Annotated in this window: 25 protein-coding genes; 16 read left to right on the forward strand and 9 right to left on the reverse strand. The window is 72.3% G+C overall.

Translation table 11 applies throughout. From position 1 onward, the window contains the following. Positions 1–214 precede the first annotated feature (214 nt). Entirely contained in the window at positions 215–421 is a 207-nt protein-coding gene (locus ACYVGT_RS23635) for a hypothetical protein (protein WP_460862415.1), read from the forward strand. Positions 422–590: 169 nt separating this feature from the next. Here ACYVGT_RS23635 and ACYVGT_RS23640 read toward each other — a convergent pair whose 3' ends face one another. Further along, positions 591–1,223, reverse strand: a complete 633-nt coding sequence (locus tag ACYVGT_RS23640) for a DUF3043 domain-containing protein (protein WP_460862417.1) — start codon at positions 1,221–1,223, stop codon at positions 591–593. A 119-nt stretch (positions 1,224–1,342) separates the two neighbouring features. Here ACYVGT_RS23640 and ACYVGT_RS23645 point away from each other — a divergent pair, with 119 nt between their 5' ends. From ACYVGT_RS23645 to rpsD, 7 genes are all read left to right on the forward strand, one after another. Beyond that, positions 1,343–2,110 carry a PspA/IM30 family protein gene (locus ACYVGT_RS23645; protein ID WP_460862419.1) on the forward strand — a complete coding sequence of 256 codons (768 nt, stop codon included), beginning with the start codon at positions 1,343–1,345 and terminating at the stop codon, positions 2,108–2,110. Continuing rightward, entirely contained in the window at positions 2,107–2,391 is a 285-nt protein-coding gene (gene pspAA, locus ACYVGT_RS23650) for a PspA-associated protein PspAA (protein WP_460862422.1), read from the forward strand. The genes ACYVGT_RS23645 and pspAA overlap by 4 nt, the downstream gene beginning before the upstream one ends. A gap of 277 nt (positions 2,392–2,668) precedes the next feature. Beyond that, positions 2,669–3,589: a zinc metalloprotease HtpX gene (htpX, locus tag ACYVGT_RS23655; RefSeq protein ID WP_460862427.1), complete on the forward strand. Its 921-nt coding sequence runs from the start codon at positions 2,669–2,671 to the stop codon at positions 3,587–3,589. A gap of 79 nt (positions 3,590–3,668) precedes the next feature. Next, the gene (gene pspAB, locus ACYVGT_RS23660) at positions 3,669–4,271 is read left to right on the forward strand and encodes a PspA-associated protein PspAB (protein WP_460862430.1); all 603 of its coding nucleotides are present in this window, start codon (positions 3,669–3,671) and stop codon (positions 4,269–4,271) included. Positions 4,272–4,472: 201 nt separating this feature from the next. Continuing rightward, the gene (locus ACYVGT_RS23665; RefSeq protein ID WP_460862434.1) at positions 4,473–4,826 is read left to right on the forward strand and encodes a HesB/IscA family protein; all 354 of its coding nucleotides are present in this window, start codon (positions 4,473–4,475) and stop codon (positions 4,824–4,826) included. A gap of 303 nt (positions 4,827–5,129) precedes the next feature. Then, the gene (locus ACYVGT_RS23670; protein ID WP_460862436.1) at positions 5,130–6,098 is read left to right on the forward strand and encodes a carbohydrate kinase family protein; all 969 of its coding nucleotides are present in this window, start codon (positions 5,130–5,132) and stop codon (positions 6,096–6,098) included. A gap of 377 nt (positions 6,099–6,475) precedes the next feature. After that, the gene (gene rpsD, locus ACYVGT_RS23675) at positions 6,476–7,087 is read left to right on the forward strand and encodes a 30S ribosomal protein S4 (RefSeq protein ID WP_460862439.1); all 612 of its coding nucleotides are present in this window, start codon (positions 6,476–6,478) and stop codon (positions 7,085–7,087) included. Positions 7,088–7,321: 234 nt separating this feature from the next. Here rpsD and ACYVGT_RS23680 read toward each other — a convergent pair whose 3' ends face one another. Further along, a complete protein-coding gene (locus ACYVGT_RS23680) occupies positions 7,322–7,585 on the reverse strand; it encodes a sulfurtransferase TusA family protein (RefSeq protein ID WP_460862441.1) in 264 nt (87 codons plus the stop codon). Positions 7,586–7,922: 337 nt separating this feature from the next. Here ACYVGT_RS23680 and ctaC point away from each other — a divergent pair, with 337 nt between their 5' ends. The 4 genes from ctaC to ACYVGT_RS23700 all read left to right on the forward strand — a co-directional run bounded on the left by ctaC (position 7,923) and on the right by ACYVGT_RS23700 (position 12,770). After that, the gene (gene ctaC, locus ACYVGT_RS23685) at positions 7,923–8,924 is read left to right on the forward strand and encodes an aa3-type cytochrome oxidase subunit II (protein WP_460862443.1); all 1,002 of its coding nucleotides are present in this window, start codon (positions 7,923–7,925) and stop codon (positions 8,922–8,924) included. Further along, on the forward strand, positions 8,924–10,606 hold the full coding sequence (ctaD, locus tag ACYVGT_RS23690; RefSeq protein ID WP_460862445.1) for an aa3-type cytochrome oxidase subunit I: 1,683 nt from the start codon (positions 8,924–8,926) through the stop codon (positions 10,604–10,606). The genes ctaC and ctaD overlap by 1 nt, the downstream gene beginning before the upstream one ends. A gap of 11 nt (positions 10,607–10,617) precedes the next feature. Beyond that, positions 10,618–11,043, forward strand: coding sequence for a cytochrome c oxidase subunit 4 (locus ACYVGT_RS23695; protein ID WP_460862450.1), 426 nt, complete (start codon positions 10,618–10,620; stop codon positions 11,041–11,043). A 434-nt stretch (positions 11,044–11,477) separates the two neighbouring features. Further along, entirely contained in the window at positions 11,478–12,770 is a 1,293-nt protein-coding gene (locus ACYVGT_RS23700) for a L,D-transpeptidase (RefSeq protein ID WP_460862453.1), read from the forward strand. 426 nt (positions 12,771–13,196) lie between these two features. Here ACYVGT_RS23700 and qcrB read toward each other — a convergent pair whose 3' ends face one another. The 4 genes from qcrB to ctaE are packed head-to-tail and all read right to left on the reverse strand — an operon-like array spanning position 13,197 to position 17,537. Continuing rightward, a complete protein-coding gene (gene qcrB / locus ACYVGT_RS23705; protein ID WP_460862456.1) occupies positions 13,197–14,873 on the reverse strand; it encodes a cytochrome bc1 complex cytochrome b subunit in 1,677 nt (558 codons plus the stop codon). A 3-nt stretch (positions 14,874–14,876) separates the two neighbouring features. Next, positions 14,877–15,989: a cytochrome bc1 complex Rieske iron-sulfur subunit gene (gene qcrA, locus ACYVGT_RS23710; RefSeq protein WP_460862459.1), complete on the reverse strand. Its 1,113-nt coding sequence runs from the start codon at positions 15,987–15,989 to the stop codon at positions 14,877–14,879. Then, positions 15,982–16,893: a cytochrome bc1 complex diheme cytochrome c subunit gene (gene qcrC, locus ACYVGT_RS23715; RefSeq protein WP_460862464.1), complete on the reverse strand. Its 912-nt coding sequence runs from the start codon at positions 16,891–16,893 to the stop codon at positions 15,982–15,984. The genes qcrA and qcrC overlap by 8 nt, the downstream gene beginning before the upstream one ends. Positions 16,894–16,910: 17 nt before the next feature. Further along, complete coding sequence (gene ctaE, locus ACYVGT_RS23720; protein WP_460862467.1) at positions 16,911–17,537, reverse strand: aa3-type cytochrome oxidase subunit III; 627 nt, start codon at positions 17,535–17,537, stop codon at positions 16,911–16,913. Positions 17,538–17,841: 304 nt separating this feature from the next. Here ctaE and ACYVGT_RS23725 point away from each other — a divergent pair, with 304 nt between their 5' ends. Further along, entirely contained in the window at positions 17,842–18,276 is a 435-nt protein-coding gene (locus ACYVGT_RS23725; RefSeq protein ID WP_460862519.1) for a hypothetical protein, read from the forward strand. 317 nt (positions 18,277–18,593) lie between these two features. Then, the gene (gene trpD / locus ACYVGT_RS23730) at positions 18,594–19,655 is read left to right on the forward strand and encodes an anthranilate phosphoribosyltransferase (protein WP_460862521.1); all 1,062 of its coding nucleotides are present in this window, start codon (positions 18,594–18,596) and stop codon (positions 19,653–19,655) included. Positions 19,656–19,821: 166 nt separating this feature from the next. Here trpD and ACYVGT_RS23735 read toward each other — a convergent pair whose 3' ends face one another. The 3 genes from ACYVGT_RS23735 to ACYVGT_RS23745 form a co-directional block, all read right to left on the reverse strand. Continuing rightward, positions 19,822–20,097 (reverse strand): Lrp/AsnC family transcriptional regulator, encoded by a 276-nt coding sequence (locus tag ACYVGT_RS23735; RefSeq protein ID WP_460862471.1) that lies wholly within the window; start codon positions 20,095–20,097, stop codon positions 19,822–19,824. Between the two features lie 118 nt (positions 20,098–20,215). After that, positions 20,216–20,974 carry a rhomboid family intramembrane serine protease gene (locus ACYVGT_RS23740; protein ID WP_460862473.1) on the reverse strand — a complete coding sequence of 253 codons (759 nt, stop codon included), beginning with the start codon at positions 20,972–20,974 and terminating at the stop codon, positions 20,216–20,218. A gap of 152 nt (positions 20,975–21,126) precedes the next feature. Then, complete coding sequence (locus ACYVGT_RS23745) at positions 21,127–22,848, reverse strand: DEDD exonuclease domain-containing protein (protein WP_460862477.1); 1,722 nt, start codon at positions 22,846–22,848, stop codon at positions 21,127–21,129. Between the two features lie 186 nt (positions 22,849–23,034). On the opposite strand from ACYVGT_RS23745, the gene ACYVGT_RS23750 reads away from it, so the two are divergent. Continuing rightward, positions 23,035–23,280, forward strand: a complete 246-nt coding sequence (locus ACYVGT_RS23750) for a hypothetical protein (RefSeq protein ID WP_460862479.1) — start codon at positions 23,035–23,037, stop codon at positions 23,278–23,280. Next, positions 23,280–24,596 carry an NYN domain-containing protein gene (locus ACYVGT_RS23755; RefSeq protein ID WP_460862481.1) on the forward strand — a complete coding sequence of 439 codons (1,317 nt, stop codon included), beginning with the start codon at positions 23,280–23,282 and terminating at the stop codon, positions 24,594–24,596. Before ACYVGT_RS23750 ends, ACYVGT_RS23755 begins: the two co-directional genes overlap by 1 nt. The last annotated feature ends 132 nt before the right edge of the window (positions 24,597–24,728 follow it).

Raw genomic sequence — 24,728 nt, forward strand, 5'->3', positions numbered from 1 at the left:
CTGCGCGGGCGGGCAGTGCAGGCGGGCGGCTCCTGCGGCGCGGCAGTGCCGGCCGGCACGGCCCGGGAGGCCGCGTCCGGGCCGGTGCCCAGCGCAGCGCGGGCGCGGCCTGGCGCGGATGCGGCACCGTGCGGAAGGGTAGGAGCCGGGCGGCGGAGGTGCCGCCGGGAGCAGCGACCGCGGCGGCGCAGCCGCCGGACGAGAGCGAGGGACCATGGCCTGGACGTGGCGCTACGAGAGCGAGAGCGGCGAGGTCCTCAGCGTCGACACGCCTTCGGCCGAAGAGTTTCCGTCCCGCGGCGACGCCGAGAGCTGGCTCGGTGAGGAATGGCGGGCCCTGGCCGAGGCCGGGGTGGAGCGCGCCGCCCTCCTCGAGGACGGCCAGACCCAGTACACGATGCGCCTCGCCGAGGACGGCTGAGGGCCGGGCGGTGCACTGGCCGCTGCCGGCCCTGACCGAAAGGACGGCGCGCGGCACCGGGTGTCCGGTGCCGCGCGCCGTCTTCGTGCGGATTCGTGCGGATTCGGGTGGGGGAGGCGTGTCCCGACCGGTGCGGTGTGCGGCGGCCGAGCGGCCGCACACCGGGGGATCAGGCCGGCGGCGGGACGGGCTGGCCCGGCTTGAGCCGCGGCTTGGGCAGGCGCAGGCGGCGGATCTGCAGCTGCCGGGTCGCCGCGTACATCCCGATGCCGCGCAGGCGGTCGTCGTTCGGGAAGTGCTCGCGGGTGTACTTCTTCACCCGGCGCGCGACCAGGACGCCCTCGATGATGATGGTCGCCATCATCACCGGCCACCCGATGTAGGTGATGGCGGCCTGGACCTGCAGCGGCGCGGCGATCAGCAGCACGATGATGAGCAGCGAGAAGTACAGGAAGAACTCGCTGAGGCTGCGCCGGGAGTCGACCATGTCGCGCGCATAGGCGCGCGCGGGCCCGTAGTCCTGGGGGCGGAAGTAGCGCTCCTGGCCCTTCGGAGCGCCGGACTTGGACGCCGCGCGCTTCTGGTCGCGGTCGCGGCGCTCGCGGAACTCCCGGTAGGCCTCCTTGCGGCTCTGCGGCGCGTTCAGCGGCCGCCGCAGGTCGGCCTGGCTCTGGCTGCGCTTCGGGGTCGGAACGCCCTTCTTGGGGGTATATCCCTTGTCCTGAGGGGCTTCAGTATCGTTGCCGGCAGGGGCGGCTGCGGCCGTCCCTTCTGATGCGGATGCGGAGCGACGTCGGAACACATCCTTCAGACTAGCCGTTCTCCGCTTCATAGCGACCGCTCGCCAGAGCGCGTAGGGTTGGTTGACAGCGCCCGCCGGGAACAGCCGATGTACGGACCGAGAAGGGGACGGCCACGCCGATGAGCGTGTTTCAGCGACTTTCCATGTTGTTCAAATCCAAGGCGAACCGCGCCTTGGACTCGGTCGAGGATCCGCGCGAAACCCTCGACTACTCGTACCAGAAGCAGCTGGAGCTGCTGCAGAAAGTGCGGCGGGGCGTGGCCGACGTAGCCACCTCGCGCAAGCGGGTCGAACTGCAGATCCAGCAGCTCGAGCAGCAGTCCGGAAAGCTCGAGACGCAGAGCCGTGCGGCGCTGCAGCAGAACCGCGAGGACCTTGCGCGCGAGGCGCTGACCCGCCGGTCCGGCCTGCAGTCCCAGATCGACGGCCTCAAGCAGCAGCACGAGCAGCTCCAGGGCGAGGAGCAGAAGCTCACCCTCGCCGCGCAGCGGCTCCAGGCCAAGGTCGACTCCTTCCGCACGCGCAAGGAGACCATCAAGGCCACCTACACCGCCGCCCAGGCGCAGACGCAGATCAGCGAGGCGTTCTCCGGAATCTCCGAGGAGATGGGCGACGTCGGCATGGCCGTGCAGCGTGCCGAGGACAAGACCGCCGAGATGCAGGCGCGCGCCGGCGCGGTGGACGAGCTGCTCGCGTCCGGAGCCCTGGACGACGTCTCCGGCAGCTCCAAGGACGACATCCAGTCCGAGCTGGACCGGATGGCCTCCACCAGCGGTGTCGAGCTCGAACTGGAGCAGATGAAGCAGGAGCTCGGCCAGGGCTCCGGCAACTCCGCCCCGCAGATCGAAGGCGGGGCGCAGCCCCGCCCGCAGGGGGAGGGAGCATGATCGTGCGGATCATGGGCGAGGGGCAGATCGACCTGAGCGACGCCGACCTCGAACTGCTCAACTCCGCCGACCGCACGCTGGAGGAGGCCCTCGCCTCCGGCAGCGAGGACACGTTCCGCACGGCGCTGCACGAGCTGCTCGCCGCGGTCCGCGAGCACGGCCGGGCGCTCCCACTCGACTCGCTGGAGCCGTCGCAGTTCATCCTGCCGCACGAGGACGCCACGATGGAGGAGGTCCGGGCGATGCTCGGCGACGAGGGGCTGATCCCCGACGTCACCTGAGACTCCGCCCACCGCGCCGTTCCCGGTGGCGCGCCGGCCGCACGGCCGGCACCGGTGAGGCCGACCGCCCCCCGCAGCAGCGGGGGGCGGTCGACGCTTTTCCGGGGGTGCTGCGGCGGGTCCGCCGGAACGCCGGCGGGTGGCGCACCGTCCGACCACCGGTTTCGGTCCCTAGACTGGGGCCTGCGGGGAGCAAGCGGACAATTCCGCCTCCCCTGGCGGCGCCGGCCGCTCGGCCGCGCCAAGGCAGGACCTACCGACGCGAAGGCGGGGCGCTGTGGCTGGCTCGAAGTTCATCCCGGACCGCGGACTGACGCGGCGCATGGTGGTGACCATGGCGCTGCTGGCGCTCGTCTACGTGGTCTTCATCGCGGCCCTGATCGTGGTCGGCCTGCCCTGGCCGCTGGTCGTGCTGATCGTCGTGGGCTTCGCCCTCTTCCAGTGGTTCACCTCCGACAAGCTCGCCATGTACGCGATGGGCGCGCGCGAGGTCACCCCGGAGCAGGCCCCCGAGCTGCACGCGGTCGTCGACCGGCTGTGCGCCATGGCCGACATGCCCAAGCCGAAGGTGGCCATCGCCCAGACCGACGTGCCCAACGCCTTCGCCACCGGCCACAACGAGAAGAACGCCGTCGTGTGCGCCACCACCGGCATCCTCCGCCGGCTCTCCCCGGCCGAGCTGGAGGCGGTGCTCGCGCACGAGCTGTCGCACGTGGCCCACCGCGACGTCATGGTGATGACCATCGCCGGCTTCCTCGGCATCGTGGCCGGCTTCCTCACCCAGATGGGCCTGCGCTTCGCCGCGTTCGGCGGAGGCGGCAACCGCAACGGCAACGGCCCCTCGCCGGCCGTCGTCGCACTGCTCGTCGTCCTGGTCAGCGCCATCGTGTGGGCGCTGAGCTTCCTGCTGACCCGGGCCCTGTCGCGCTACCGCGAGCTGGCCGCCGACCGCGCCGCGGCCTACCTCACCGGCCGCCCCTCCGAGCTCAGCAGCGCGCTCACCAAGATCACCGGCGACATGGCCCGCATCCCCAGCCGCGACCTGCGCCAGGCCGAGCCGTTCAACGCCTTCTTCTTCACCCCGGCCTTCTCCAAGAGCGGCTTCAACATGGGCCAGCTGATCGCCACCCACCCTCCCGTCGAGCGCCGCCTGGAGCAGCTCTCCGACATCTCCCGCCAGCTCGGCAGCGGGGCGTGACCGCCGCCCGCCGGGGACTGCGCCCGCGGGGCGCCGGGAGAGCACCGACCGCCCCGCTTCCAGTGAAGGAGCCGCCCGCATGAGTTTCCTCCGCGCCCTGCTCGGCCGGTCCAAGCCGGTCCAGCCCGACCTCGACGCGCTGTTCGGCCTGCCCTCGGCCGCCGTCACGCTGGAGGCCACCGCCGGGTTCCGCCCGACCGGCACCGGCTCGGTGGCGTTCCGCGCCGCGGAGGGCCGCGCCTTCGCCGACCTGCAGCGGGAGACCACCGAGCTGCTCGACGCCGACGGTGGCCCCGCCACCGAGGCGGTCGCCGACGACTACGGCTACACCTGGCTGGTGGTGCGTGCGCCGGTGGCCGGCGGCCTCGGCGACCTGGTGACCGACATCCACGCCGTCAACTCCTCGCTGGAGAACGCCGGCTTCGGCCCGTCGCTGCTGTGCTCCCTGGCGGCGTTCACCGACGCCCCCGCCGGAGCGGAGGGCGGGGGCGGCGCCGGCGGCCGCACGGTGGCGCTGGTCTACCTGTACAAGCGCGGCACCTTCTACCCGTTCGCGCCGCTGGGCGGGCAGCGCCGGGACAACGCCCTGGAGCTGCAGCTGGCCGCGGCGGTCGGCAAGGACCTGCCGATCGAGCAGGACAAGGGCCGCTGGTTCCCCGTCTACGGGGCGCCGGGCCTGTGAGGGCGCGGCCGGTGCGCCCGCCGGGACCGGTGCGGCGCCGGACGATGGCGATAGTGCCGCGGGGGGCCTAACCTGGACGGAGCACCACGGCGTACCCCGCGCGTGGCGGGAGGGTGGGAATAGCCGTCCCGAGCCGGGGTGTTGTCCAACGCTGAGGAGCGTCAAGGCCGCCCGAGCGGCCGCGTTTGGAGGAGCGAGCAGATGACGGTTCAGACCGAAGAGACCACGGCGCAGGGCATCGTCCTCACTGAGGGGGCGTCGGGCAAGGTCAGGAACCTCCTTGACCAGGAGGGCCGCGACGACCTGCGGCTGCGCGTGGCGGTCCAGCCGGGCGGCTGCTCCGGCCTGCGGTACCAGCTGTTCTTCGACGAGCGCGAGCTCGACGGCGACCAGGTCACCGAGTTCAGCGGCGTCGAGGTTGTGACCGACCGGATGAGCGCGCCCTACCTCATGGGCGCCACGATCGACTTCGTCGACACCATCGAGAAGCAGGGCTTCACGATCGACAACCCCAACGCCACCGGCTCCTGCGCCTGCGGCGACTCGTTCAACTAGCGGACCCGGCGGGGCCCGCCGGCACGGCCGGGACCCGCTGCCCGCTCCCGCGGCCCGCGCGCTCCGGCGCGCGGGCCGCAGCCGTTCGCGGCGGACCGCATCGCGCACCGCCGCGCGCCCTGTGCAACGGTTCACTGCGGCGCCCGGTTTCGACCGATTCAGCGCGCATCCGCACCCGGGGCCCGGGAAGCCCGCGCCCACCTGCACCGACGATCAGTGCAGCGCAGGGGCCTGCCTGGGGGCGTCCGGCCTTATGTAGGGTTGGGCACCGTTCCGATCTCCCCGACCCAAGGAGCACTCCGAGTGCGCATCGCGGTATCCGGTTCGATCGCCACCGACCATCTGATGACCTTCCCCGGGAAGTTCGCCGAGCAGCTGATCGCGGAACAGCTCCAGCAGGTGTCCCTGTCGTTCCTGGTGGAGGAGCTGGACGTGCGGCGCGGTGGTGTCGCGGCCAACATCACCTACGGCATGGGCCGCCTCGGCCTCGCGCCGCTCCTCGTCGGCTCGGTCGGCGCGGACTTCGACGAGTACCGGACCTGGCTGGAGCGGCACGGGGTGGACACCTCCGGCGTCCGCACCTCCCAGCGCAAGCACACCGCCCGCTTCGTGTGCACCACCGACAGCGAGCAGAACCAGATCGCGTCCTTCTACGCCGGCGCCATGGGCGAGGCCCGCGAGATCGACCTCGGCGCGCTCGCCCGCGAGCGCGGCGTCGACCTGGCCCTCATCGGCGCCGACGACCCGCAGGCGATGCTCCGGCACAGCGACGCCTGCCGGGACAGCGGCCTGCCGTTCGCCGCAGACCCCTCCCAGCAGCTGGCGCTGATGGGCGGCGAGGACGTCCGCCGGCTCATCGACGGCGCCGCCTACCTGTTCACCAACGAGTACGAGAAGGCGCTCGCCGAGCAGAAGTCCGGCTGGTCCGACGAGGAGGTCCTGGACCGCGTCGGCATCCGGGTCACCACCCTCGGCGGCAAGGGCGTGCGCATCGACCGCAAGGGCGAGCCGCCGGTCACCGTCGGCGCCGCCGAGGTGACCGAGAAGGTCGATCCGACCGGTGTCGGCGACGCCTTCCGGGCCGGCTTCCTGGCCGCCGTCTCCTGGGAGCTGCCGCTGGAGCGGGCCGCCCAGGTCGGCAACGCCCTGGCCGTGCACAGCCTTGAGGTCAACGGCCCGCAGGAGTACGAGCTCACCCCGGCCGGCCTGCTGGCGCGCATCACCGCCAGCTACGGCGAGGCCGCGGCCGCCGACGTCCGCCCGCACCTGTAGGCGTCCGCCTCCGCTGTCCCGAGGGCCGCCCGGCCGCACCGCCGGGCGGCCCTCGCCGCGCCCCCTCCGGCCGCTGCGCTGCTCATCCGGCGCCCCCTGCGGGCCCGGGCACTGCGCGCACTGCCGTAGAGTGGATCCTCGACCCACGTGTGCGGAGCCGGCCCCGGCCGGAGTCCGCGCGTGTCATCGGCGAGGCCGCGCGCTGAAATGCGCGCCGGCCGCCAGTCGACGCCACCACCGCCGCGGCTGGGTCGGCCGCTGCGGTGCGGGAACGGAGCCGCCCCCCGGCAGGGCGGGCAGGGCGCAGTCTGCGCCTCCCAGAACTAGGCTGGCCTTACCTGGGATTCCCTCCACAAGCAATCCACTACGGAGGAACAATGCGCTACACCGGACCTAAGGTGCGGTTGTCCCGGCGCGCGGGTACCCCGCTGACCCGTAAGGCGGTCAGCTACTTCGAGAAGCGGCCCTACCCCCCGGGTGAGCACGGCCGCCGCGTCCGCCGCTCCACGAGCGACTACGCCGTCCGCCAGGCGGAGAAGCAGAAGCTCCGCTGGTACTACGACCTCTCCGAGAAGCAGCTGGCGCGCGTCTACGAGAACGCCAAGAAGCGCTCCGGCCGCACCGGCGAGGAGATGATCGCCGAGCTCGAGCTGCGCCTCGTCACCGTGGTGCTGCGCTCCGGCCTGGCCCCGTCGATCTACGCGGCGCGCCAGTTCGTCAACCACGGCCACATCACCGTGGACGGCAAGAAGGTCGACATCCCGTCGTACAAGCTCAAGCCGGGCCAGATCGTCAGCGTGCGGGAGAAGTCCCGCCAGATGGTCCCGTTCGTCGAGGCGTCCGAGGGCATCCACGCCGACGACCGCATCGCCGGCTTCCTGGCTGCCAGCCACAAGGACCTGCGCGTCGCGGTCGTCGACCGCCCCAAGCGCGACCAGGTCCCGGTGCCCTTCGACGAGCAGCTCGTCGTCGAGTACTACGCCCGCTGACACCGGGCCGGGCGCCCGCCGAGGCGCCGTGCGAGGGCCGCGTTCCGCATGCTGCGGGGCGCGGCCCTTCCGCGTCTCCGGTGCCGCGCCGCCGGGCGCCGACCGCCGCCCGGCGGCGCCCGGAGGACCGGAGCGCCCGGGCAGGAGGAACGTCACCATGGTCACGGATCGGTGACGCCGGCCGGCCGCCGCGCGCCCCGTCCGGACGCGGGCGGAGGCTGCCGCGGCGCCCGCTCAGTACATCCGGCGGATGTGGAAGGCGCTCCCGCGGTCCAGCGGAACCTCCGCGACGAACTCCTGCATCTTCATCCGGCACCACGCCGGGATGTCGGACGACGCAGCGGGATCGTCTGCGGTGACGGCGATCAGCGCGCCGATCGGCACGTCCCGCATCCGCTGGGCAAGCATGATCACCGGGATCGGGCACTTGCGGCCCACCGCTTCAACCGTGAGCTCCGGGCACTCGCTGCCGCCCGGCCTCCTGTGCCTTCCCGCCATCGCCTCCCGCGCCTCCCTCGTGCGGCACCGTATCCCAATCTTTACCCCCGCCCGCGGCAAAGGGGCACCCGGTTAAGGGTGCGGTAAATCCAGCGATACTCTCGCCTTAGTCCACGCCCTGCACGGCCGAGCAGGCCCGACCGGGCGGGACGGGGAGCGCAGTCGCAGCCGCGCCCGGCCCTCGGGGAGGTCCGACGGCGGCCGGAGGCAACACGCTGGACCGGTCTGTCCGTGACCGGTGGGACGGGCGGTGCGCGATAAAGTTCCCCCCGACACGCTTTGGATCAACGACCGTCCGCGCGCGAGCGCGCGGGCTTCACCGCTGGGAAGGCATTCCGTGAGTCCGACCCGCCATAGGAATCGGCGCGCCGCACTGCGCCGATGGGCACCACGTGGCGCCGCGCTCGCCGCGCTGGGACTGGCCGCGACCGGGTGCGCGTCGAACGAGTTCACTCGTTTGGGTGTGCCCGAGCCGATCACCGAGCAGGGGCAGCGCGTCCTCGCGCTGTGGCAGGGCTCGTGGGTGGCGGCGTTCGCGGTCGGCATCCTCGTGTGGGGGCTGATCATCTGGTCGATCATCTTCCACCGCAAGCGCTCTGAGCAGCTGCCGCCGCAGGTGCGGTACAACATGCCCATCGAGGCGCTCTACACCGCACTCCCGATCGTCGTGATCGCGGTGCTCTTCTACTTCACCGCGCGCGACCAGACCTACCTGCTGGAGACCGACGAGCCGGCCGATACCAATATCGAGGTCGTCGCCTTCCAGTGGAGCTGGGAGTTCAACTACCTCGACCAGTCCAAGGCCGAAGCGGCCGAGGCTGCGGGCGCCGATGAGCCCGCCCCCTACACCACGACCCCGGACGACGCTGCGCCCGAGACGGTCTTCTCCGAGGTCGGCACGCCCGACGAGATGCCCACGCTGGTTCTGCGCGAGGGCGACGTCGTGCACTTCGACCTGCACAGCCCGGACGTGATCCACTCCTTCTGGATCCCGGCCTTCGCGTTCAAGATGGACGTCGTCCCCGGGCACGACAACCAGTTCCAGGTCAAGGTCAACGAAGGCACCGCCGGCACCTACGCCGGCCGCTGCGCCGAGCTCTGCGGCGTCGACCACACGCGCATGCTGTTCGAGGTCGAGGTCATGGAGCCCGACGAGTACGACGCGTGGTACGCCGAGCGCCAGCAGCAGGCCGAGGCGGAGGACGCCGAGCAGGAGCAGCAGGCCCAGCAGGACGAGCAGGCCGGCGCCGGCGCGGCCGGTGCCGAGGGCACCGCCGAAGACGGTGCCGCTGCCGATGCGGACGCCGAGACTCAAGCGGATGAGGAGGCGGGCCGCTGATGGCTACCACCGAGGCTTCGAGCACGCAGGCCGGCGCCCCGCAGGCGCCGACCCGCAAGGGGTCGATCATCGTCAGCTGGCTGACGTCGACCGACCACAAGATCATCGGGTACATGTACCTGATCACCTCGTTCGGCTTCTTCATCTTCGGCGGCATCCTCGCGCTGCTGATGCGCGCCGAGCTCTTCTCGCCCGGCATGCAGATGATGTCGAACGAGTCGTTCAACCAGATGTTCACGATGCACGGCACGATCATGCTGCTCATGTTCGCGACGCCGCTGTTCATCGGCTTCTCGAACATCATCATGCCGCTGCAGATCGGCGCGCCCGACGTGGCGTTCCCGCGCATCAACCTGTTCGGCTACTACCTGTACCTGTTCGGCTCGCTCATCGCGGTCGGCGGGTTCCTCACCCCGGGCGGCGCCGCCAGCTTCGGCTGGTTCGCCTACACCCCGCTCTCCGACGCGGTCCGCTCGCCGGGCCTCGGCGGCGACCTGTGGATCCTCGGCCTGGCTGTCAGCGGCCTGGGCACGATCCTCGGTGCGGTCAACTTCATCACCACCGGCCTGTGCATGCGCGCGCCCGGTATGACGATGTTCCGCATGCCGATCTTCTGCTGGAACGCGATGCTCACCAGCGTGCTGGTCCTGATCGCCTTCCCGGTGCTGACGGCCGCGCTGATCGCGCTGGGGGCCGACCGCATCGTCGGCACCCACGTCTACGATCCGGCGCACGGCGGCGCCATCCTCTGGCAGCACCTCTTCTGGTTCTTCGGCCATCCCGAGGTGTACATCATCGCGCTGCCGTTCTTCGGTATCGCGACCGAGATCCTCCCGGTGTTCAGCCGCAAGCCGATCTTCGGCTACAAGAGCCTCGTCGGCGCCACCATCGCCATCGCGGGCCTGTCGGTCACCGTGTGGGCGCACCACATGTTCCCGACCGGAGCGGTCCTCCTACCGTTCTTCTCCTTCATGACGTTCCTGATCGCCGTACCCACCGGCGTGAAGTTCTTCAACTGGATCGGGACGATGTGGCGCGGCCAGATCGTCATGGCCAGCCCGATGCTGTTCACCGTCGGGTTCATGGTGACGTTCCTGTTCGGCGGCCTCACCGGCGTGCTGCTCGCCTCGCCCCCGATCGACTTCCACGTGACCGACTCCTACTTCGTGGTGGCCCACTTCCACTACGTCGTCTTCGGCACCGTGGTGTTCGCGATGTTCGCCGGCTTCTACTTCTGGTGGCCGAAGTTCACCGGCAAGATGCTCGACGAGAAGCTCGCCGTGGTCCACTTCTGGCTGCTGTTCCTCGGCTTCCACGCCACGTTCCTGGTGCAGCACTGGCTCGGCGCCGCGGGCTTCCCGCGCCGCTACGCCGACTACCTGCCCAGCGACGGCTTCACCGCGCTCAACCAGGTGTCCTCCATCGGCGCCTTCGTGCTCGGTGCGTCCACCCTGGTGTTCTTCTGGAACATGTGGATCACCCACCGCAAGGACGAGAAGGTCGAGGTGGACGACCCGTGGGGCTACGGCTGCTCGCTCGAGTGGGCGACGTCCTGCCCGCCGCCGCGGCACAACTTCACGTCGCTGCCGCGGATCCGCTCCGAGCGGCCGGCGTTCGACCTGAACCACCCGCACGCGGCGGCTCCGGGCGCGGTCCCGGCCGGCGCCGGAACCGAGAAGTAGGGGGGGCCGCAGTGAAGACGCAGGCTTACCTGTTCATGGGCGTCTCCAGCTTCTTCGGCGTCGTCGCGGCCGTCTACGCCTACTGGGCGTGGCTGGCCGAGGGGCACATCGAGTGGACGGGCTTCGTCGCCCTGGTCGTCTCGATCGGCTTCGGCTGGATGGTCGGCTTCTGGCTCTGGCAGGCGGCCCGCCGCAGCGAGCGCCACCACGGCCTGCCCGCTGAAGAGCGACTCGACGGCGACATCCAGGAGAACGCCGGCGAGTACGGGTTCTTCAGCCCGCACAGCTGGTGGCCGCTGTTCGTGGCGATGGCCGTGGCCTTCACCGCGGTCGGAGTCGCCATCGGCTGGTGGATGGTGCTGGTCGGCGGCTTCGCGATCATCCTGACCGCCATCGGCTGGGTGTTCGAGTACTACCGCAAGGAGTTCCAGCACTAGGCGCGCCGGGACTCTCGACAGACGCCCGTCCGCACCGGAACCGCGCGCACCCCCTCCCGGGGTGCAGCACGGACCGGCGCGGGCGGGCGTCTGCGTGCTGTGCGGAGGGGCCGGTGCGGACGGGCGGCCCGCCCCGCCGCCGGGCAGCGCCGGGACGGGGCCGGTGCCGGATCGCCCGCCCGCGGCACCGGCCAAAACCGAAGACTCGGGCGGTTGCCGACAAGAGGGTCGACACGCCCGAAAACGCCGTACCGGCCGGGGCCGCAACCCCCGTGCCGCAGGGGTACCGGTCAACCGCGGTATCCTTTTCGGGCGGTCGGTACGAGGGGTCTGCACACCCGGCCGCATCGGTGACCATCGCCCCGGCGCGAGCGTCCCGCCCCGGTGCGGGGCGGTGCTCCCGGGCCGCGGCGCAAGGCTGGAGGGCATGACCTGTGAAGCTCACTGCGAACCCGTCCGCGCTGGCCGCGGGTGCCGCCGGCGCGGTGCTGCTGCTGGCCACGGCGTGCTCCGGAGCGGACGGGGCCGACCCGGCGGCGGGCGGCGACGGCGCCGAGGTGAAGATCGCCATCAGCCCGGAGGACGGTTCCTCCGGCATCCGGCCGGATGTGCCGCTGACCGTTGACGCCGAAGGCGGCACCGTCACCGACGTCGCCGTCGAGCAGGCGGTCACCGAGCCGGCCGAGGACCAGGACAGCGAGCTCACCGAGGCCGACGAGATGACCGGCAGCCTCAACGAGGACGAGACCTCCTGGACCAGCGACTGGACCCTGCTGCCGGGCGCCGACGTCACCGTCACCGCGGTCGCCGCCGCCGAGGACGGCGCGGAGACCGAGGTCAGCGCCCAGTTCAGCACCGCGCCCGCCGAGGAGGGCGAGCGGCTCCAGCTGGAGTCGAACTTCCCCACCAGCGGCGACACCGTCGGTGTGGGCATGCCGGTCATCGTGGCCTTCGACCACCCGGTGGAGAACAAGACCCGGGTGGAGAACGCCATGGAGGTCGTCTCGGAGAAGCCCAACGAGGGCTCCTGGACCTGGATGGACGACAAGAACGCCGTCTTCCGGCCGAAGGAGTACTGGGAGCCCGGGCAGAAGGTGCGCGTCAACATGCGCCTGGCCGGCGTGGACGCCGGCGGCGGCGTGCACGGCGTGGAGAACCACCAGCTCAACTTCGAGGTGGGCCGCGAGCAGATCACCACGATCGACGCCCAGGACCACCGGATGACGGTGGAGCGCGACGGCGAGGAGATCAAGGACTTCCCGGTCAGCGTCGGCCGCGGCGACACCCGCGCCTACACCACCACCAGCGGCACCCACCTGACCATGGAGAAGTACGCCGAGCTGGTGATGGACTCCTCCACGGTGGGCGTTCCGGTGGACAGCGCCGAAGGCTACAAGCTCGACGTCGACTACGCGGTCCGCTTCTCCAACTCGGGCGAGTTCACCCATGCGGCGCCGTGGAACGGCTCGCTCGGCGAGGCCAACCTCTCGCACGGCTGCCCGAACATGTCCACCGCCGACGCCAAGTGGTTCTACGAGAACTCCTACATGGGCGACCCGCTCGTCGTGGAGGGCACCGACCGCCAGGTCGAGTGGGACAACGGCTGGAGCTTCTGGGAGCTGTCCTGGGAGGACTGGCTGGAGAAGAGCGAGACCGGCGAGCCGGACGCCACCGACGACACCGGCACCCCGGGCGAGGTGCACGGCGAGCCGCAGAAGCAGGAGTAGCCGGCGGGGCGCCGCGGGCCCGGCCCGGCGGGCGCCGCTGCCGCCCGGGCCGCACCGGCCCCGCCAGCGGCTGCTGAGCCGCTCCGGCTGCCGGCCCGGCATTCCTGTCCGGCAGCCGCCTGAGAGCGCCGCAGAGGCCCTCCCACCCCCGGGTGGGAGGGCCTCTCGCATGCCCGGCGGGATGCGGCCGCGCGGCCCGAGCGCCCGCAGCGGCGTCGGGAGGCTCCCGCCGCTCCATCCCCCGGCCCGGCGGCGACGTGCGCCGCACAGCGGCTCTCAGGGCGCCCGGGAGCGGCGCCCGTGCCCTCCGTGCGGCACAGGCGGGGCTGCGGAGCGGGCAGGGAGCCCCGGAAACAGGGAGAGGCCCTGCCCCGTGCGGGGCAGGGCCTCTCGGCACTGCGCGGACTCCGGACACCCGGAGGGCGGTCAGCGCTCCCGGACCGCGCCTGCGTGGTCCTCGGCGCCGTGGGCGCCGTGGTGCAGGTGGTGGCCGGTGTGCGCCTCCACGCCGGAGAAGGAGACGTTGTCCTTCGTGTACCAGCGGGCGAGCGCGGTCCGCATGCGGCCGAGCTTCTTGCGCTTGGCGGGCGCCTCCACACCGTTGCCGTCGGCCGGCTCTTCGACCGAGGCGATGATGTCGGCGTTGATCCGCTCCACCTGCTCCTTGCTCTCCAGCACGTGCACGGTGCCCTCCGAGGACTCCTTGTGGACCTCGATGAACTCACCGCTGGGCAGCTGCTGGATGGTGCCGGACTCGTAGCCGTGCTCGAGCGTCTCCAGGTCCCGGCGCTGCAGGCCGAGGCAGATGCGCTTGGCGATGATGAAGCCGATGACCGGCCCCACGATGACCGCCACCCGGAAGAAGTACGTCGTCCAGTACAGGCTGATGGAGAAGGTGTGCGACAGGATGTCGTTCGACCCCGCCAGCCAGAGCAGGCCGTAGAACACGATGCCGGCGACGCCGAGGCCCGTGCGGACCGGGGCGTTGCGCGGGCGGTCGGCGACGTTGTGCGCGCGCTTGTCGCCGGTGATCCACTGCTCGATGAACGGGTACACGATGATGCCCATGAAGACGAGCCCCATCACCCCCAGGCCCGGGATCAGCACCGCCGTCGGGACGGCGTAGCCGGCGATCTGGAAGTCGAACCAGTCCGGGAAGATGCGCAGCGCGCCTTCGAGGAAGCCCATGTACCAGTCGGGCTGCAGGCCCGCCGTGATGGACGTGGGCTTGAACGGCCCGAACAGGTGGATCGGGTTGATCTGCACGAAGGCGCTCAGCCCCACGATCACCGCGAAGACGAAGAAGAAGAACCCGCCCGCCTTGACGGCGAATCCGGGGAACATCGGCGTGCCGACGACCTTCTTCTCCGAGCGCCCGGTGCCCGGGTACTGGGTGTGCTTCTGGTGCCACAGGATCATGAAGTGCGCCACGATGAGCGCCAGCAGGATGCCCGGGATCAGCAGGATGTGCAGCATGTACAGGCGCGGAATGATCTCCTCGCCCGGGAACTCCCCGCCGAACAGGAACATCGCGACGTAGGTGCCCACGATGGGCAGCGACATCATCACGCCCTGCAGGATCCGCACGCCCATGCCCGAGGGCAGGTCGTCCGGGAGCGAGTAGCCGAAGAGGCCCTCGATCACGGCGAGCATGAAGATCGTGCCGCCGATGACCCAGTTGATCTCGCGCGGCTTGCGGAACGCGCCGGTGAAGAACACCCGCAGCATGTGGATGACCATCGAGGCGACGAAGATCAGCGCCGCCCAGTGGTGGATCTGGCGGACCAGCAGCCCGCCGCGCACGTCGAAGGTGATGTGCAGGGTCGAGGCGTAGGCCTCGCTCATCCACACGCCCTGCAGGCGCTCGTACGACCCGTCGTACTGGATCTCGGTCATGCTCGGGTTGAACCACAGGGTCAGGAAGACGCCCGTGAGGAGCAGGATGATGAACGAGTACAGCGCGATCTCGCCCAGCATGAACGACCAGTGGTTCGGGAAGACCTTGCGCAGGTTCTTCTCACCGGTCTTCGCCAGGTGGAAGCGGTCGTCGATGTAGTTGCCGACGTTGCGCAGGCCCTTCGGCGACTGCGTCTGCGTACTCATCGGCTAGGCCCCTTTCTCCGCGTCCCAGAACGTCGGACCGACCGCACTGGAGAAGTCGCCCTTCGCGATGAGGTAGCCCTCGCCGTCGACGCCGACCGGCAGCTGCGGCAGCGGCCGGTGGGCCGGGCCGAAGACCACCTTGGCGCCGTCGGCGGCGTCGAACGTCGACTGGTGGCACGGGCACAGGATGCGGTGCGACTCCCGCTCGTACAGCGCCGCGGGGCAGCCCACGTGCGTGCAGATCTTGGAGTAGGCCACGATCCCGTCGTGCGTCCAGTTGAGCTGCTCCTTGCTCATCCCGGGCTTGTAGTCGCCCTCGGGGATCTTGATGAGCAGCACGACGGTCTTCGCCTGGTCGTTCAGGCTCAGGTGCGGGTGCGCCGGGTCGTCGCTGTGGTACTCGGGGAAGGCCGAGATCATCGACCCCTCCTCGGCGAGGTCCTCGGCCTTGATCAGCTGGCCGGTGCCCTCGACGACCATGCGGGTGCCGTCCTCCCACATCGTCTTGTGCAGGCGGTCGCCGGGCAGGGGCCCGGTGTCGCGCAGCAGGACGACGGGGGCCAGCCCCAGCGGGACCATGGAGAGCAGCAGCGTGCGCCGCAGCAGCGGGCGCTTGGTGAAGCCGCTCTCGTCGGCGCTCTTCATGAAGAACTCGTTGAACGAGCCCTTCTCCTGGGGGGCCGACGGCAGGTCGTCATAGGGCGAGGAGACCTCGTAGTGCGGCATGATGCGCCGCGCCCACACGGTCATGCCCGCCCCGATGCCGAACAGGGCCAGGGCGAGCGTTCCGCCCAGCGCCATGTTGGAGTACTGGGCGATCTGCGGGTTGCCGATGCCGCCGTCCGCGCCGGGCTTCCACACGAAGTAGGCGACGAAGAACGCCACTCCGGCCAGGAACGCGATGACGAACCAGACCGCCGCGGCCTTCTCGGCGCGGCGCTGGTCCTCCTCGCTGTGGGTGTGGGTCTCCTCGGCGGGATAGGGGCCGCTGTGGCCGCGCGGGTCGGCGCCGCCGCCGGTGACCACGGTGTCGCCCTGCCCGGAGGCCGGCGTACCGATGACCCGGTCGGGCCCGGCGCCCGCCCCGCTGTCGTTGGTGTCGTTGTTATCAGTCATGGGCTCGCTGCTTCGCGGTGATCCAGATGGCGCAGGCCAAGATCAGGCTGATGCCGACCGTCCATCCGATGAAGCCCTCGGCCACCTGGCCGACGCGGTTGAGCGCGAACACGCCCCCGGCGTTGGGCTCGGCCTGCAGGTCCTTCACGTAGGCGATGAGTTCCTGCTTCTGCTCCGGGATGACGGTCGCGTCGTTGAACACGGGCATCTCGCCGGGGCCGGTCACCATGGCCTCGTAGATCTGGCGCGGGGTCGCGTCGTGGATCTCCGGGGCGTAGTGGCCGTCGGTGAGTGCGCCGCCGGCGCCGGACCAGGAGTGGCAGTGGGCGCAGTTGGCGAGGTACAGCGTCATGCCGGCCTCGACGTCGGCGGCCTCGCCGGTGTAGCTCTGCAGCGCCTTGTCGTACTCGGCCTGGGCCTCTTCGTAGGCCTCTTCGCTGTCGTAGTCCCCGCGGGCCGGCGCGTCGCCGGGCACGCCCTCGGGGACCGCCGGGCCGCCCTGCCCGATCTCCTGCTCGTAGTAGGCGATCAGGTTGTCGGTCTCGGAGCGGTCGAACGCAGCGTCCTTGCGGGGCATCTGCGTGTCGGGGTCGGTGGAGGGCATGCGCCCGGTGCTCACCTGGAAATCGACCGAGGCACCGCCGGCGCCGGTGATGTCCGGCGCCATGCCGGACCCGCCGCCGGTGAGACCGTGGCAGCTCGCGCAGCTGCGGTTCCAGATCTCCCGGCCTTCCGAGATGTCGACCTTGTCGTCAGCCGTGTCCTGGGCGGCCATCACGTCGGCCTGGGCCCGGTCGGCATCGGGCGCCACGGCGGCGTAGCCCACGCCGAACACGGCGAGCGCGAGTAGGACGACGACATACCCCGCAAGGGGATGCCGTCGCCGCGCGGTAATCCATTTCACGGTTTCCCCGTTTCGGGTTACTGGATGAAGTAGATGGTTGCGAACAAAGCGATCCAGACCACGTCGACGAAGTGCCAGTAGTAAGACACAACGATTGCGCTCGTGGCCTGCTGGTGGGTGAAGCGCTTCGCGGCGTACGTGCGTCCCAGCATGATGAGGAACGCGATCAGACCACCGATCACGTGGAGGCCGTGGAAGCCCGTGGTCAGGTAGAACATCGATCCGTAGGCGCTGGACTGCAGCGTCAGGCCCTCGTGGACGATGAGCTCGTAGTACTCATACGCCTGGCCGAGAACGAAGACCAGGCCCATGAAGAACGAGGTGAAGAACCAGAACCGGAGCTTCCGGACGTCGCCGCGCTCGGCGGCCCAGACGCCTGCCTGCGCGGTGAAGCTGGAGGCCACCAGGATGATGGTGATGCCAAGGGCCCACGGCACGTTGAGGTGCGCGGCCGGCCACTCCCCGAGGTCGGGGTTGCCGATGGTCACCGATCGGATGGTGTAGTACATCGCGAACAGCGCTGCGAAGAACATGAGTTCGTTGGCCAACCACACGATGGTGCCAACACTCACCAGGTCAGGACGCTTAGCCGCACCATGGTCTGGTGTCGGTGCTGTTTCTGGGTTCGCGGTTGCTGTCGCCACGCCTGCATTATTGCGGCATCTGGCGGGGGTTGGTGCACGACCCCCCGTAACGCGCCGCTTCGGCGCCGGGACTGCCCTCGGACGGGGCCTGCGGCTCGCCCGCACGCGTGACCTCCCTGTGACCTGCGGGGGTGCGCTGACGGCCCGGAAAGCCCGGCGTGGGCGCCAACGCCCTTATGCGGATCACATCTGAGCATCGGCGGTGCAGCTGCGGGACCTCCGGGCGTGGCCCGGCCCCCGTCGAGGGTGGCATCCTGTCGTGTCGAAGGTCTCAGAGCGACACGCGATTGAGGGGCGGTTCGACATGGGCGACACGGCGGGCGGGGCCTCCGGGGCACCCGCGATGCGGGTCATGGTCTACAGCGACAAGGCCGCAGCGCGGGACGGCGTGCGCGCCGCGGTCGGCCGCCGGCCGGCGGCCGATGTGCCCGAGGTCCTCTTCGAGGAGTTCGCGACGTCGGCGGCTGCGCTGCGCCGGCTCGACGACGGCGGCATCGACGTGTGCATCTTCGACGGCGAAGCCGCGCCCGTCGGCGGCATGGGCCTGTGCCGCCAGGCCAAGGACGAGATCTACCAGTGCCCGCCGGTACTGCTGCTGATCGGCCGCCCCGACGACGCCTGGCTGGGCAGCTGGTCGCGGGCCGACTCGGTGGTCAGCCACCCGCTGGACCCCGTTGCGCTGGCCGAGGCCCTGGCCGGGCTGATGCGCAGCCGCAGCGCTGAGCTGGCCGCCGGTTAGCGCTGCGGATAGGCTCGCGAGGGGGCGGCTACTCCGGCCGGCCCCTCCGTCCGCTCCCCGCCGCCTCCGCGGCCGGGCGCGGCCGCTGGCACCGGATGACCGAGAAAGACCGATGCACCGACCCGATCCGCTTCTGCTCCGTGCTCCTGCCCCCGCCGCGCCGCTGGGCAGCGGCTGCCGCTGCCCCGCCCGATGGCGATGGCGCACCGGCACTGGGCGCTGACCGCGCCGCACGGCACACCGCCCGCACCCGCCCGCCGCCCGGCGCGGCCGGGCCGCCGCGGGGGATCCAGCAGCAGAAGGACGACAGGGAGCGCATCGTGAGCACGCAGCCGACCACGTGGCCGTCGCTGATCGACCGCCTTTTGAACGGCGTGTCGCTGGCCGAGGAGCAGACCTCCTGGGCCATGAACGAGATCATGCAGGGTGCCGCCACCGACGCCCAGATCGCCGGCTTCGCCATCGCCCTGCGCGCCAAGGGCGCCTCGGTGGCCGAGGTCACCGGCCTGGCCGAGGGCATGCTGGACAACGCGGTGCGCATCGAGGTGCCGGGCCGCACCGTCGACATCGTCGGGACCGGCGGCGACCAGGCGCACACCGTGAACGTGTCGACGATGGCCGCCATCGTCACCGCCGCGGCCGGCGCCACCGTCGTCAAGCACGGCAACCGCGCGGCCTCCTCGTCCTGCGGCACGGCCGACGTGCTGGAGCGGCTCGGCGTCGTCATCGACCTGGCGCCCTCCGCCGGCGCCGCGGTCGCCGCCGAGGCCGGGATCACCTTCTGCTTCGCGCCGCGGTTCCACCCGGCGCTGCGGCACACCGCCAAGACCCGCCGCGAGCTGGGCGTGCCCACGGTCTTCAACTTCCTGGGCCCGCTCACCAACCCGGCCTCGCCCCAGGCCGGCGCGGTCGGCGTCTTCGACGCGGGGATGTGCGCCACGGTCGCCGGGGTCTTCGCCCGGCGCGGCGCCTCGGCGCTGGTGTTCCGCGGCGACGACGGGCTGGACGAGCTGACCACCACCACCACGTCCCGGCTCTGGATCGCGCGCGGCGGCGGTGTCACCGAGCACGTCCTCGACCCGGCCGACCTGGGGATCGCTCGGGCCCGGCCGGAGGACCTGCGCGGCGGCGGCGTGGACGAGAACGCCGCCGTGGTGCACGAGCTCGTCGACGGCAGGCGCGGCCCGGTCCGCGACGCCGTCCTGCTCAACGCGGGTGCGGCCATCGCCGCGGTGGAGGAGCTGCCCGGCGCGCCGGAGGAGATGCTGGCCGCCGGCATGGAGCGTGCGGCGGCGGCGGTGGACTCCGGCGCCGCTCGGGACACCCTGGACCGCTGGATCGCGGCGGGCAAGGCGCACGCGGAGGCCGCCCGCAGCTGAGCGGCTCGGCGGGGCCGGCCCCGGGCAGAGCAGGCAGCAGAGCGGTGCGCGCCGCCGGGCCGCAGGAGGCACTGCACCGGGGGCGCGCACCGCTCCCGCTGTGTTCGCGGCCGGGTTTCGCGGCCGGGCGGGCTGCTGCCGGCGCCCCCGGGCCGGGCAGCCGTGTTCAGACGCCGATGGAGAAGGCCGTCTCCAGGTCGTGCTGGGAGTAGGCGTTGAACGCGATGTGCGTGTCGGACGTCTGCACCCCGTCGATCTTGTTGATCCGGCCGGGGATGACGTCGGCCAGTTCGTCGTGGCGGCGGACCCGCACCAGCGCGATGAGGTCCACTCCGCCGGTGACCGAGTAGACCTCGCTGACCCCCTCGACCGCGGCGATGGCCTCGGCGACTTCCGGGATCCGGTCGACGTCGGTCTTGATCATGACGATCGCGGTGATCACTTCTGGGCCCTCCTGGTCAGGTGTGCGGCCGGCCGGCGGCGCCGCACTCGGGTGTGCGGCGGGGCAGCGCCGGCGGTTGCGGTGCTCCGGCGGCGGTGCTGCGCCGGCTGCGCGGCGGTCAGTGGACGTCCGACAGGCGCGCGCCGGCGCGCCAGCGGATGCGGTGCATCAGCAGGCCGCCGATGACACCGGCGATGAACCCGTAGACGTGCGCGGCGTAGGCGACGCTCGCCTGGCCCGCGGGGTCCAGCGACATCGTCAGGTACAGAACATACTGGAGGACGAAGTAGGTGCCGATGACGGCCCAGCCCGGCAGCCGTACCGGGAACACCAGCAGCAGCGTGATCACGCGGCTGCGGCGCTGCACTACGAGGTAGGCGCCGAGCACCCCGGCGATCGCGCCGGAGGCGCCGACCAGCGGCACCGCCGATGCGGGATCGCTCAGTGCGTGCGCGAACGTGGCGGCCAACCCGGTGACCAGGTAGAGCGCCAGGTAGCGGAGCCGGCCGAGGCGGTCTTCCACCACCGGGCCGAAGACGAACAGGTAGACCATGTTGCCCAGCAGGTGGAACGCGTCGCCGTGCAGGAACATCGCGGTCAGCGCGGTCAGCCACGGTGCGGTGCCGGCCCCGGCATCCGGGCAGGGGCCGCGGTAGTCGGCGGGCACGCCGGAGAGCAGCTCGGACGGAACGGCGCCCCAGCGGAAGGCGTAGTGCTCGACGGCGCAGAGCCGCTCGCCGGGGTCGGCGCCGTACCAGACCGCCATCAGCGACATCGGCGACGCCAGGTAGACGGCGACGTTCGCCGCGATCAGCAGGTACGTCACGGCGGGGATGCGCCGCACCGGGTAGTCATCGCTGAGCGGGATGGTCGCCATCTGCTGCCGGTGCCCTTCTGGTCGCGCCGCGGTCGCCGCCCAGTCTGTCAGCCCCCGGCGGCGGGCAGCCCCGGCCGTGTCCGGGGGCGGCGTGTCGCCGCCGCGCGGCCGCCCGCCGCGCGCCCGGGCATACGGAGGCGGATCGCGCCCGGTCAGCCGGCCGCGTGCTCGGTGAGGCCCCGGTGGCGCTCGGCGCCGTCGGCCGGGCAGGTCCACGGATGCTCGGCCTCGATCAGCCGCACCCCCGGAAGGTCGAGCCAGCGCAGTACGCACTCCGACTCCGCCGGCACCGCCCGCGGCGCCGGCCCGGGGCCCGGCGGCACCGTCTCGGCCGTTGCGGTGAGCGCGTCGACGAACCCCTGCGGATCGCTGCCGGGCCGCATCAGCCCGGACCCCGCGAGGCGCCCGTGCCGCACCACGTGCACCTCCCACGCGCCGGGCCGCCCCTCGGCCGGGCGGGCCGCCACCAGCTGCCCCACCTCCGCCAGCGCGCGCAGCCGCTGGGCCCGGGCCGCGGCGCGCAGGAACGCGGCGAGCCGGTCGCGGCGGACCGCCGCCTCCTCGTAGCGCTGGTCGGCGGCGAGCGCCGCGATGTCGGCCCGCACCGCGTCGATCACCGCGCCGGGGTCGCCCTCCATCGCCCGCCGCGCACCCGCGGCGAGCGCGCCGTACTCCTCGCGCGACTGGCGCCCCTCGCAGGGTGCGCCGCAGCGGCCCATCTGCGCCAGCACGCAGGCCGCGCCCTGCTGCGGCGCGGTGATGCGCGGGGTGCAGGTGCGCAGCGGCACCGCGTCGAGCACCGCCTGGCGGGCCAGCTCGGCGGTGCGGGCCGAGCGGAACGGGCCGATGTAGGGGGCTCCGTCGTCGCGCACCGTGCTGACCTTCGACAGCCGCGGGAACGCGTCGGCGGTCAGCTTCAGCCAGGTGGACCGCTCGGCGTTGCGGGAGCGCCGGTTGTAGGGCGGCTTGCGCTCGGAGATCAGCCGGATCTCGCGCACCTCGGCCTCCAGGCCGGTCTGGCACACGATCGGGGTGACGCCCTCGACCAGCCCGATCATCTCGCGGACCCGGCCGCGGGTCTCCGCCGCGGTGAAGTAGGAGCGCACCCGGCGCCGCAGGTCGCCGCTCTTGCCGACATAGAGCGTGTCGCCGCGGGCGTCGGTGAACACGTAGACGCCCGGCGCGGACGGGACCCCGTCGGCGAGGGAGCGCTTGCGGCGCTGCACCGCGGTGGGCGCGGTCCGGAACGACAGCAGTTCCTGGACGGTGTCCACACCCATCGGGCCGAGCCGCTCGAACAGGCCGTGCAGCAGCCCGGCGGTGGCGCGCGCGTCGTCCAGCGCCCGGTGGGTGGGCGCGTCGGGCACGCCGAAGTGGGCGGCCAGAGTGGCGAGCTTGTGGTTGCGCACCTCGTCCCGCGGCACCAGCCGCCGGGCGAGGACGAGGGTGTCCAGGACCCGCGGGTTGGGCCAGGGCCGGTCCTGCTCGGCGCAGGCGGCTTTGAGGAAGCCCACGTCGAAGGGGGCGTTGTGGGCCACCAGCACGGTGTCGCGGGCGCCGCGCTCCAGGCCGGCGAACTCGAGGAAGGCGGGCAGCGCCGCGTCGATGGCGGGTGCGGTCGCGACCATCGCCTGGGTGATGCCGGTGAGCAGTGTCACGAACGGGGGGATCGGCACGAACGGGTTGACCAGCGAGGAGAACTCGCCGGTGATCTCGCCGCCGCGCACCTTGACCGCGCCGATCTCGGTGATCCCGCCGTCGGCGGCCCGGCCGCCGGTGGTTTCCAGGTCGACGATGACGAACGTGCCCTCCGCGAGCGGCGTGCCGAGGTCGTCGAAGGCGATCTGCCCGGGGGAGGGATCGGTCGTGCTCACCCGGACAGCCTACGACCCGCACCGACGTGCGCGGCGGTCGGGGAGGGGGCGGGCGGCGCGGTCCCCGCGCCCGCGGACGTGGAAAGATGTCCCGGATCGGCACTCGCGGGTCCCGGCGCCGGCGGCCCCCGTGTCGGCGGGACCGGCGCCCGCAGAGTGCTTAGGGTCGAGGGAGAAGGAGGACGTGTGGAGACGATCGAGGTACCGGCCGGCGACAGCAGGTGGCGCTGCGCCCAGTGCGGCAACCTGACGCGCTTCGACGTGGTGCGCACCGTGCGCACGCGCGACTACCTGCACTTCGACCTCTCCGGCGAGAGCCGGGTCGAGGAGCGCGAAGTGCTGGAGGAGTCCGTCGAGCAGGTGCGCTGCCGCTGGTGCGACGCGACCGGCTCGGTCGAGGCGGTGGACCGGCCCGACGCGCCGGAGGCGTGATGGAGGCCGGGGCGGCGGAGGTGGCGCCACTCCCGGAGGCGGTGCGCACCCGGGTGGTCGAGTACGGCGCCGACGTGCTCGGCGGGATGCCCGCGGACCAGATCCCCGCATCGCTGCGCCGCGTGGCCAAGTTCGAGCCGCGCCGCCGCGCCCGGCTGGCCGGGCCGCAGATCGCTGCCCGGCTGGAGAGCGATTCCGAGTTCCGCGCCCGCGTCGGCGAGCGCGTCGAGCGGGCCTGGCCCGAGCTCGCCGACGGGCTGCGCCGGGGCCTGCTGCCGCCGGCTGCCGACCCGGTGGCCGTCGGCGCCGCCGCCTACCTGCTGCGCCCCGAGGGGTGGGTGGAGATCGTCGAGCGCGTCAGCGGCGAGCTGGAGCGCACCGAGGCCGTCCGGGAGGCCGACGACGCCGCGGACGCCGCCGAGGAGGCGCGCGTCCGGCTGGACGAGGAGCGCGCCGCCCACCGCAGCGAGGCCGCCCGGCTCCGCTCCGAGCTGAAGGAGCACCGCAGTACCGTCGCGGACCTGCGCCGCGCCCTGCACGCCGAGCGCAAGCGGGCGCGCGACGCCGAGGAGCGGGCTGGCGAGTCCGCCGCCCGGGCCGACCGCGAGGCCGCCGGACACGCCGGCCGTGCCGCGGCGGCCGAGGCGGAGAACCGGCGGCTGCGCAGCCGGCTCGCCGCCGCAGAGGCCCAGGTGGAAGGGGCCCGCCGGGCGGCGCGCGCCGGGCGCAGCGCCGATGAGGCGCGGCTGGCGGTGCTGCTCGACGTGCTGGTCGACTCCGCGCACGGGCTCCGCCGCGAACTGGCGCTGCCCAGCGCCATCGAGACCCCGGCCGACCTGGTCGCCCGCGAGCGGGACGGCGGCGGCCAGCGCAGCGCCGTCTACGACCTGGGACTGGCCGCCGACGACCCCGCGCTGGTCGACCGGGTGCTCGCGCTGCCGCGGGTGCACGTCCTCATCGACGGCTACAACGTCACCAAGACCGGCTACCCGTCGCTGCCGCTGGCCGACCAGCGCACCCGGCTCGTCGGATCGCTGGACGGCCTGGCCGGGCCTGCGCGCGCCGAGGTCACCTGCGTGTTCGACGGCGCCGACGTCGACGCGCCGAGCGTGCACGGGCGCCACGTCCGGGTGGTGTTCAGCGCACCGGGGGAGACCGCCGACGAGCTGATCGTCCGCATGGTCCGCGCCGAGCCGCCGGGCCGCCCGCTCTGCGTGGTGACCGAGGACAAGGAGATCGTTTCGGCGGTGCGCGCGGCGGGCGCGCGGCCGCTGCCCTCGCGGCTGCTGCTGGAGCGCATCGCCCGCTCCGGCTGACGGCGGCGGTGCCGCGCGGTGCCGGGCCCGCGGTCCCGGCACCGGCAGAAAAGGCAACGCAGGGTGATGTTCCGGGTGTGCAGGGTGGCGCCCGGGGCGGCGTGTCCGCTGTGTGGCTGATCTGTAATGGTG

Source organism: Nocardiopsis coralliicola, from assembly GCF_054779695.1.

Bases quoted from the DNA above. Each gene is read 5' to 3' on its own strand.
- ACYVGT_RS23645 (WP_460862419.1), top strand. From the start codon at position 1,343: ATGAGCGTGTTTCAGCGACTTTCCATGTTGTTCAAATCCAAGGCGAAC.
- pspAA (WP_460862422.1), top strand. From the start codon at position 2,107: ATGATCGTGCGGATCATGGGCGAGGGGCAGATCGACCTGAGCGACGCC.
- ctaD (WP_460862445.1), top strand. From the start codon at position 8,924: ATGGCTACCACCGAGGCTTCGAGCACGCAGGCCGGCGCCCCGCAGGCG.
- qcrB (WP_460862456.1), bottom strand. From the start codon at position 14,873: ATGAGTACGCAGACGCAGTCGCCGAAGGGCCTGCGCAACGTCGGCAAC.
- ACYVGT_RS23755 (WP_460862481.1), top strand. From the start codon at position 23,280: ATGGAGGCCGGGGCGGCGGAGGTGGCGCCACTCCCGGAGGCGGTGCGC.
- qcrA (WP_460862459.1), bottom strand. From the start codon at position 15,989: ATGACTGATAACAACGACACCAACGACAGCGGGGCGGGCGCCGGGCCC.
- ACYVGT_RS23740 (WP_460862473.1), bottom strand. From the start codon at position 20,974: ATGGCGACCATCCCGCTCAGCGATGACTACCCGGTGCGGCGCATCCCC.
- ACYVGT_RS23725 (WP_460862519.1), top strand. From the start codon at position 17,842: ATGGGCGACACGGCGGGCGGGGCCTCCGGGGCACCCGCGATGCGGGTC.
- pspAB (WP_460862430.1), top strand. From the start codon at position 3,669: ATGAGTTTCCTCCGCGCCCTGCTCGGCCGGTCCAAGCCGGTCCAGCCC.
- ACYVGT_RS23665 (WP_460862434.1), top strand. From the start codon at position 4,473: ATGACGGTTCAGACCGAAGAGACCACGGCGCAGGGCATCGTCCTCACT.
- ACYVGT_RS23635 (WP_460862415.1), top strand. From the start codon at position 215: ATGGCCTGGACGTGGCGCTACGAGAGCGAGAGCGGCGAGGTCCTCAGC.
- ACYVGT_RS23680 (WP_460862441.1), bottom strand. From the start codon at position 7,585: ATGGCGGGAAGGCACAGGAGGCCGGGCGGCAGCGAGTGCCCGGAGCTC.
- rpsD (WP_460862439.1), top strand. From the start codon at position 6,476: ATGCGCTACACCGGACCTAAGGTGCGGTTGTCCCGGCGCGCGGGTACC.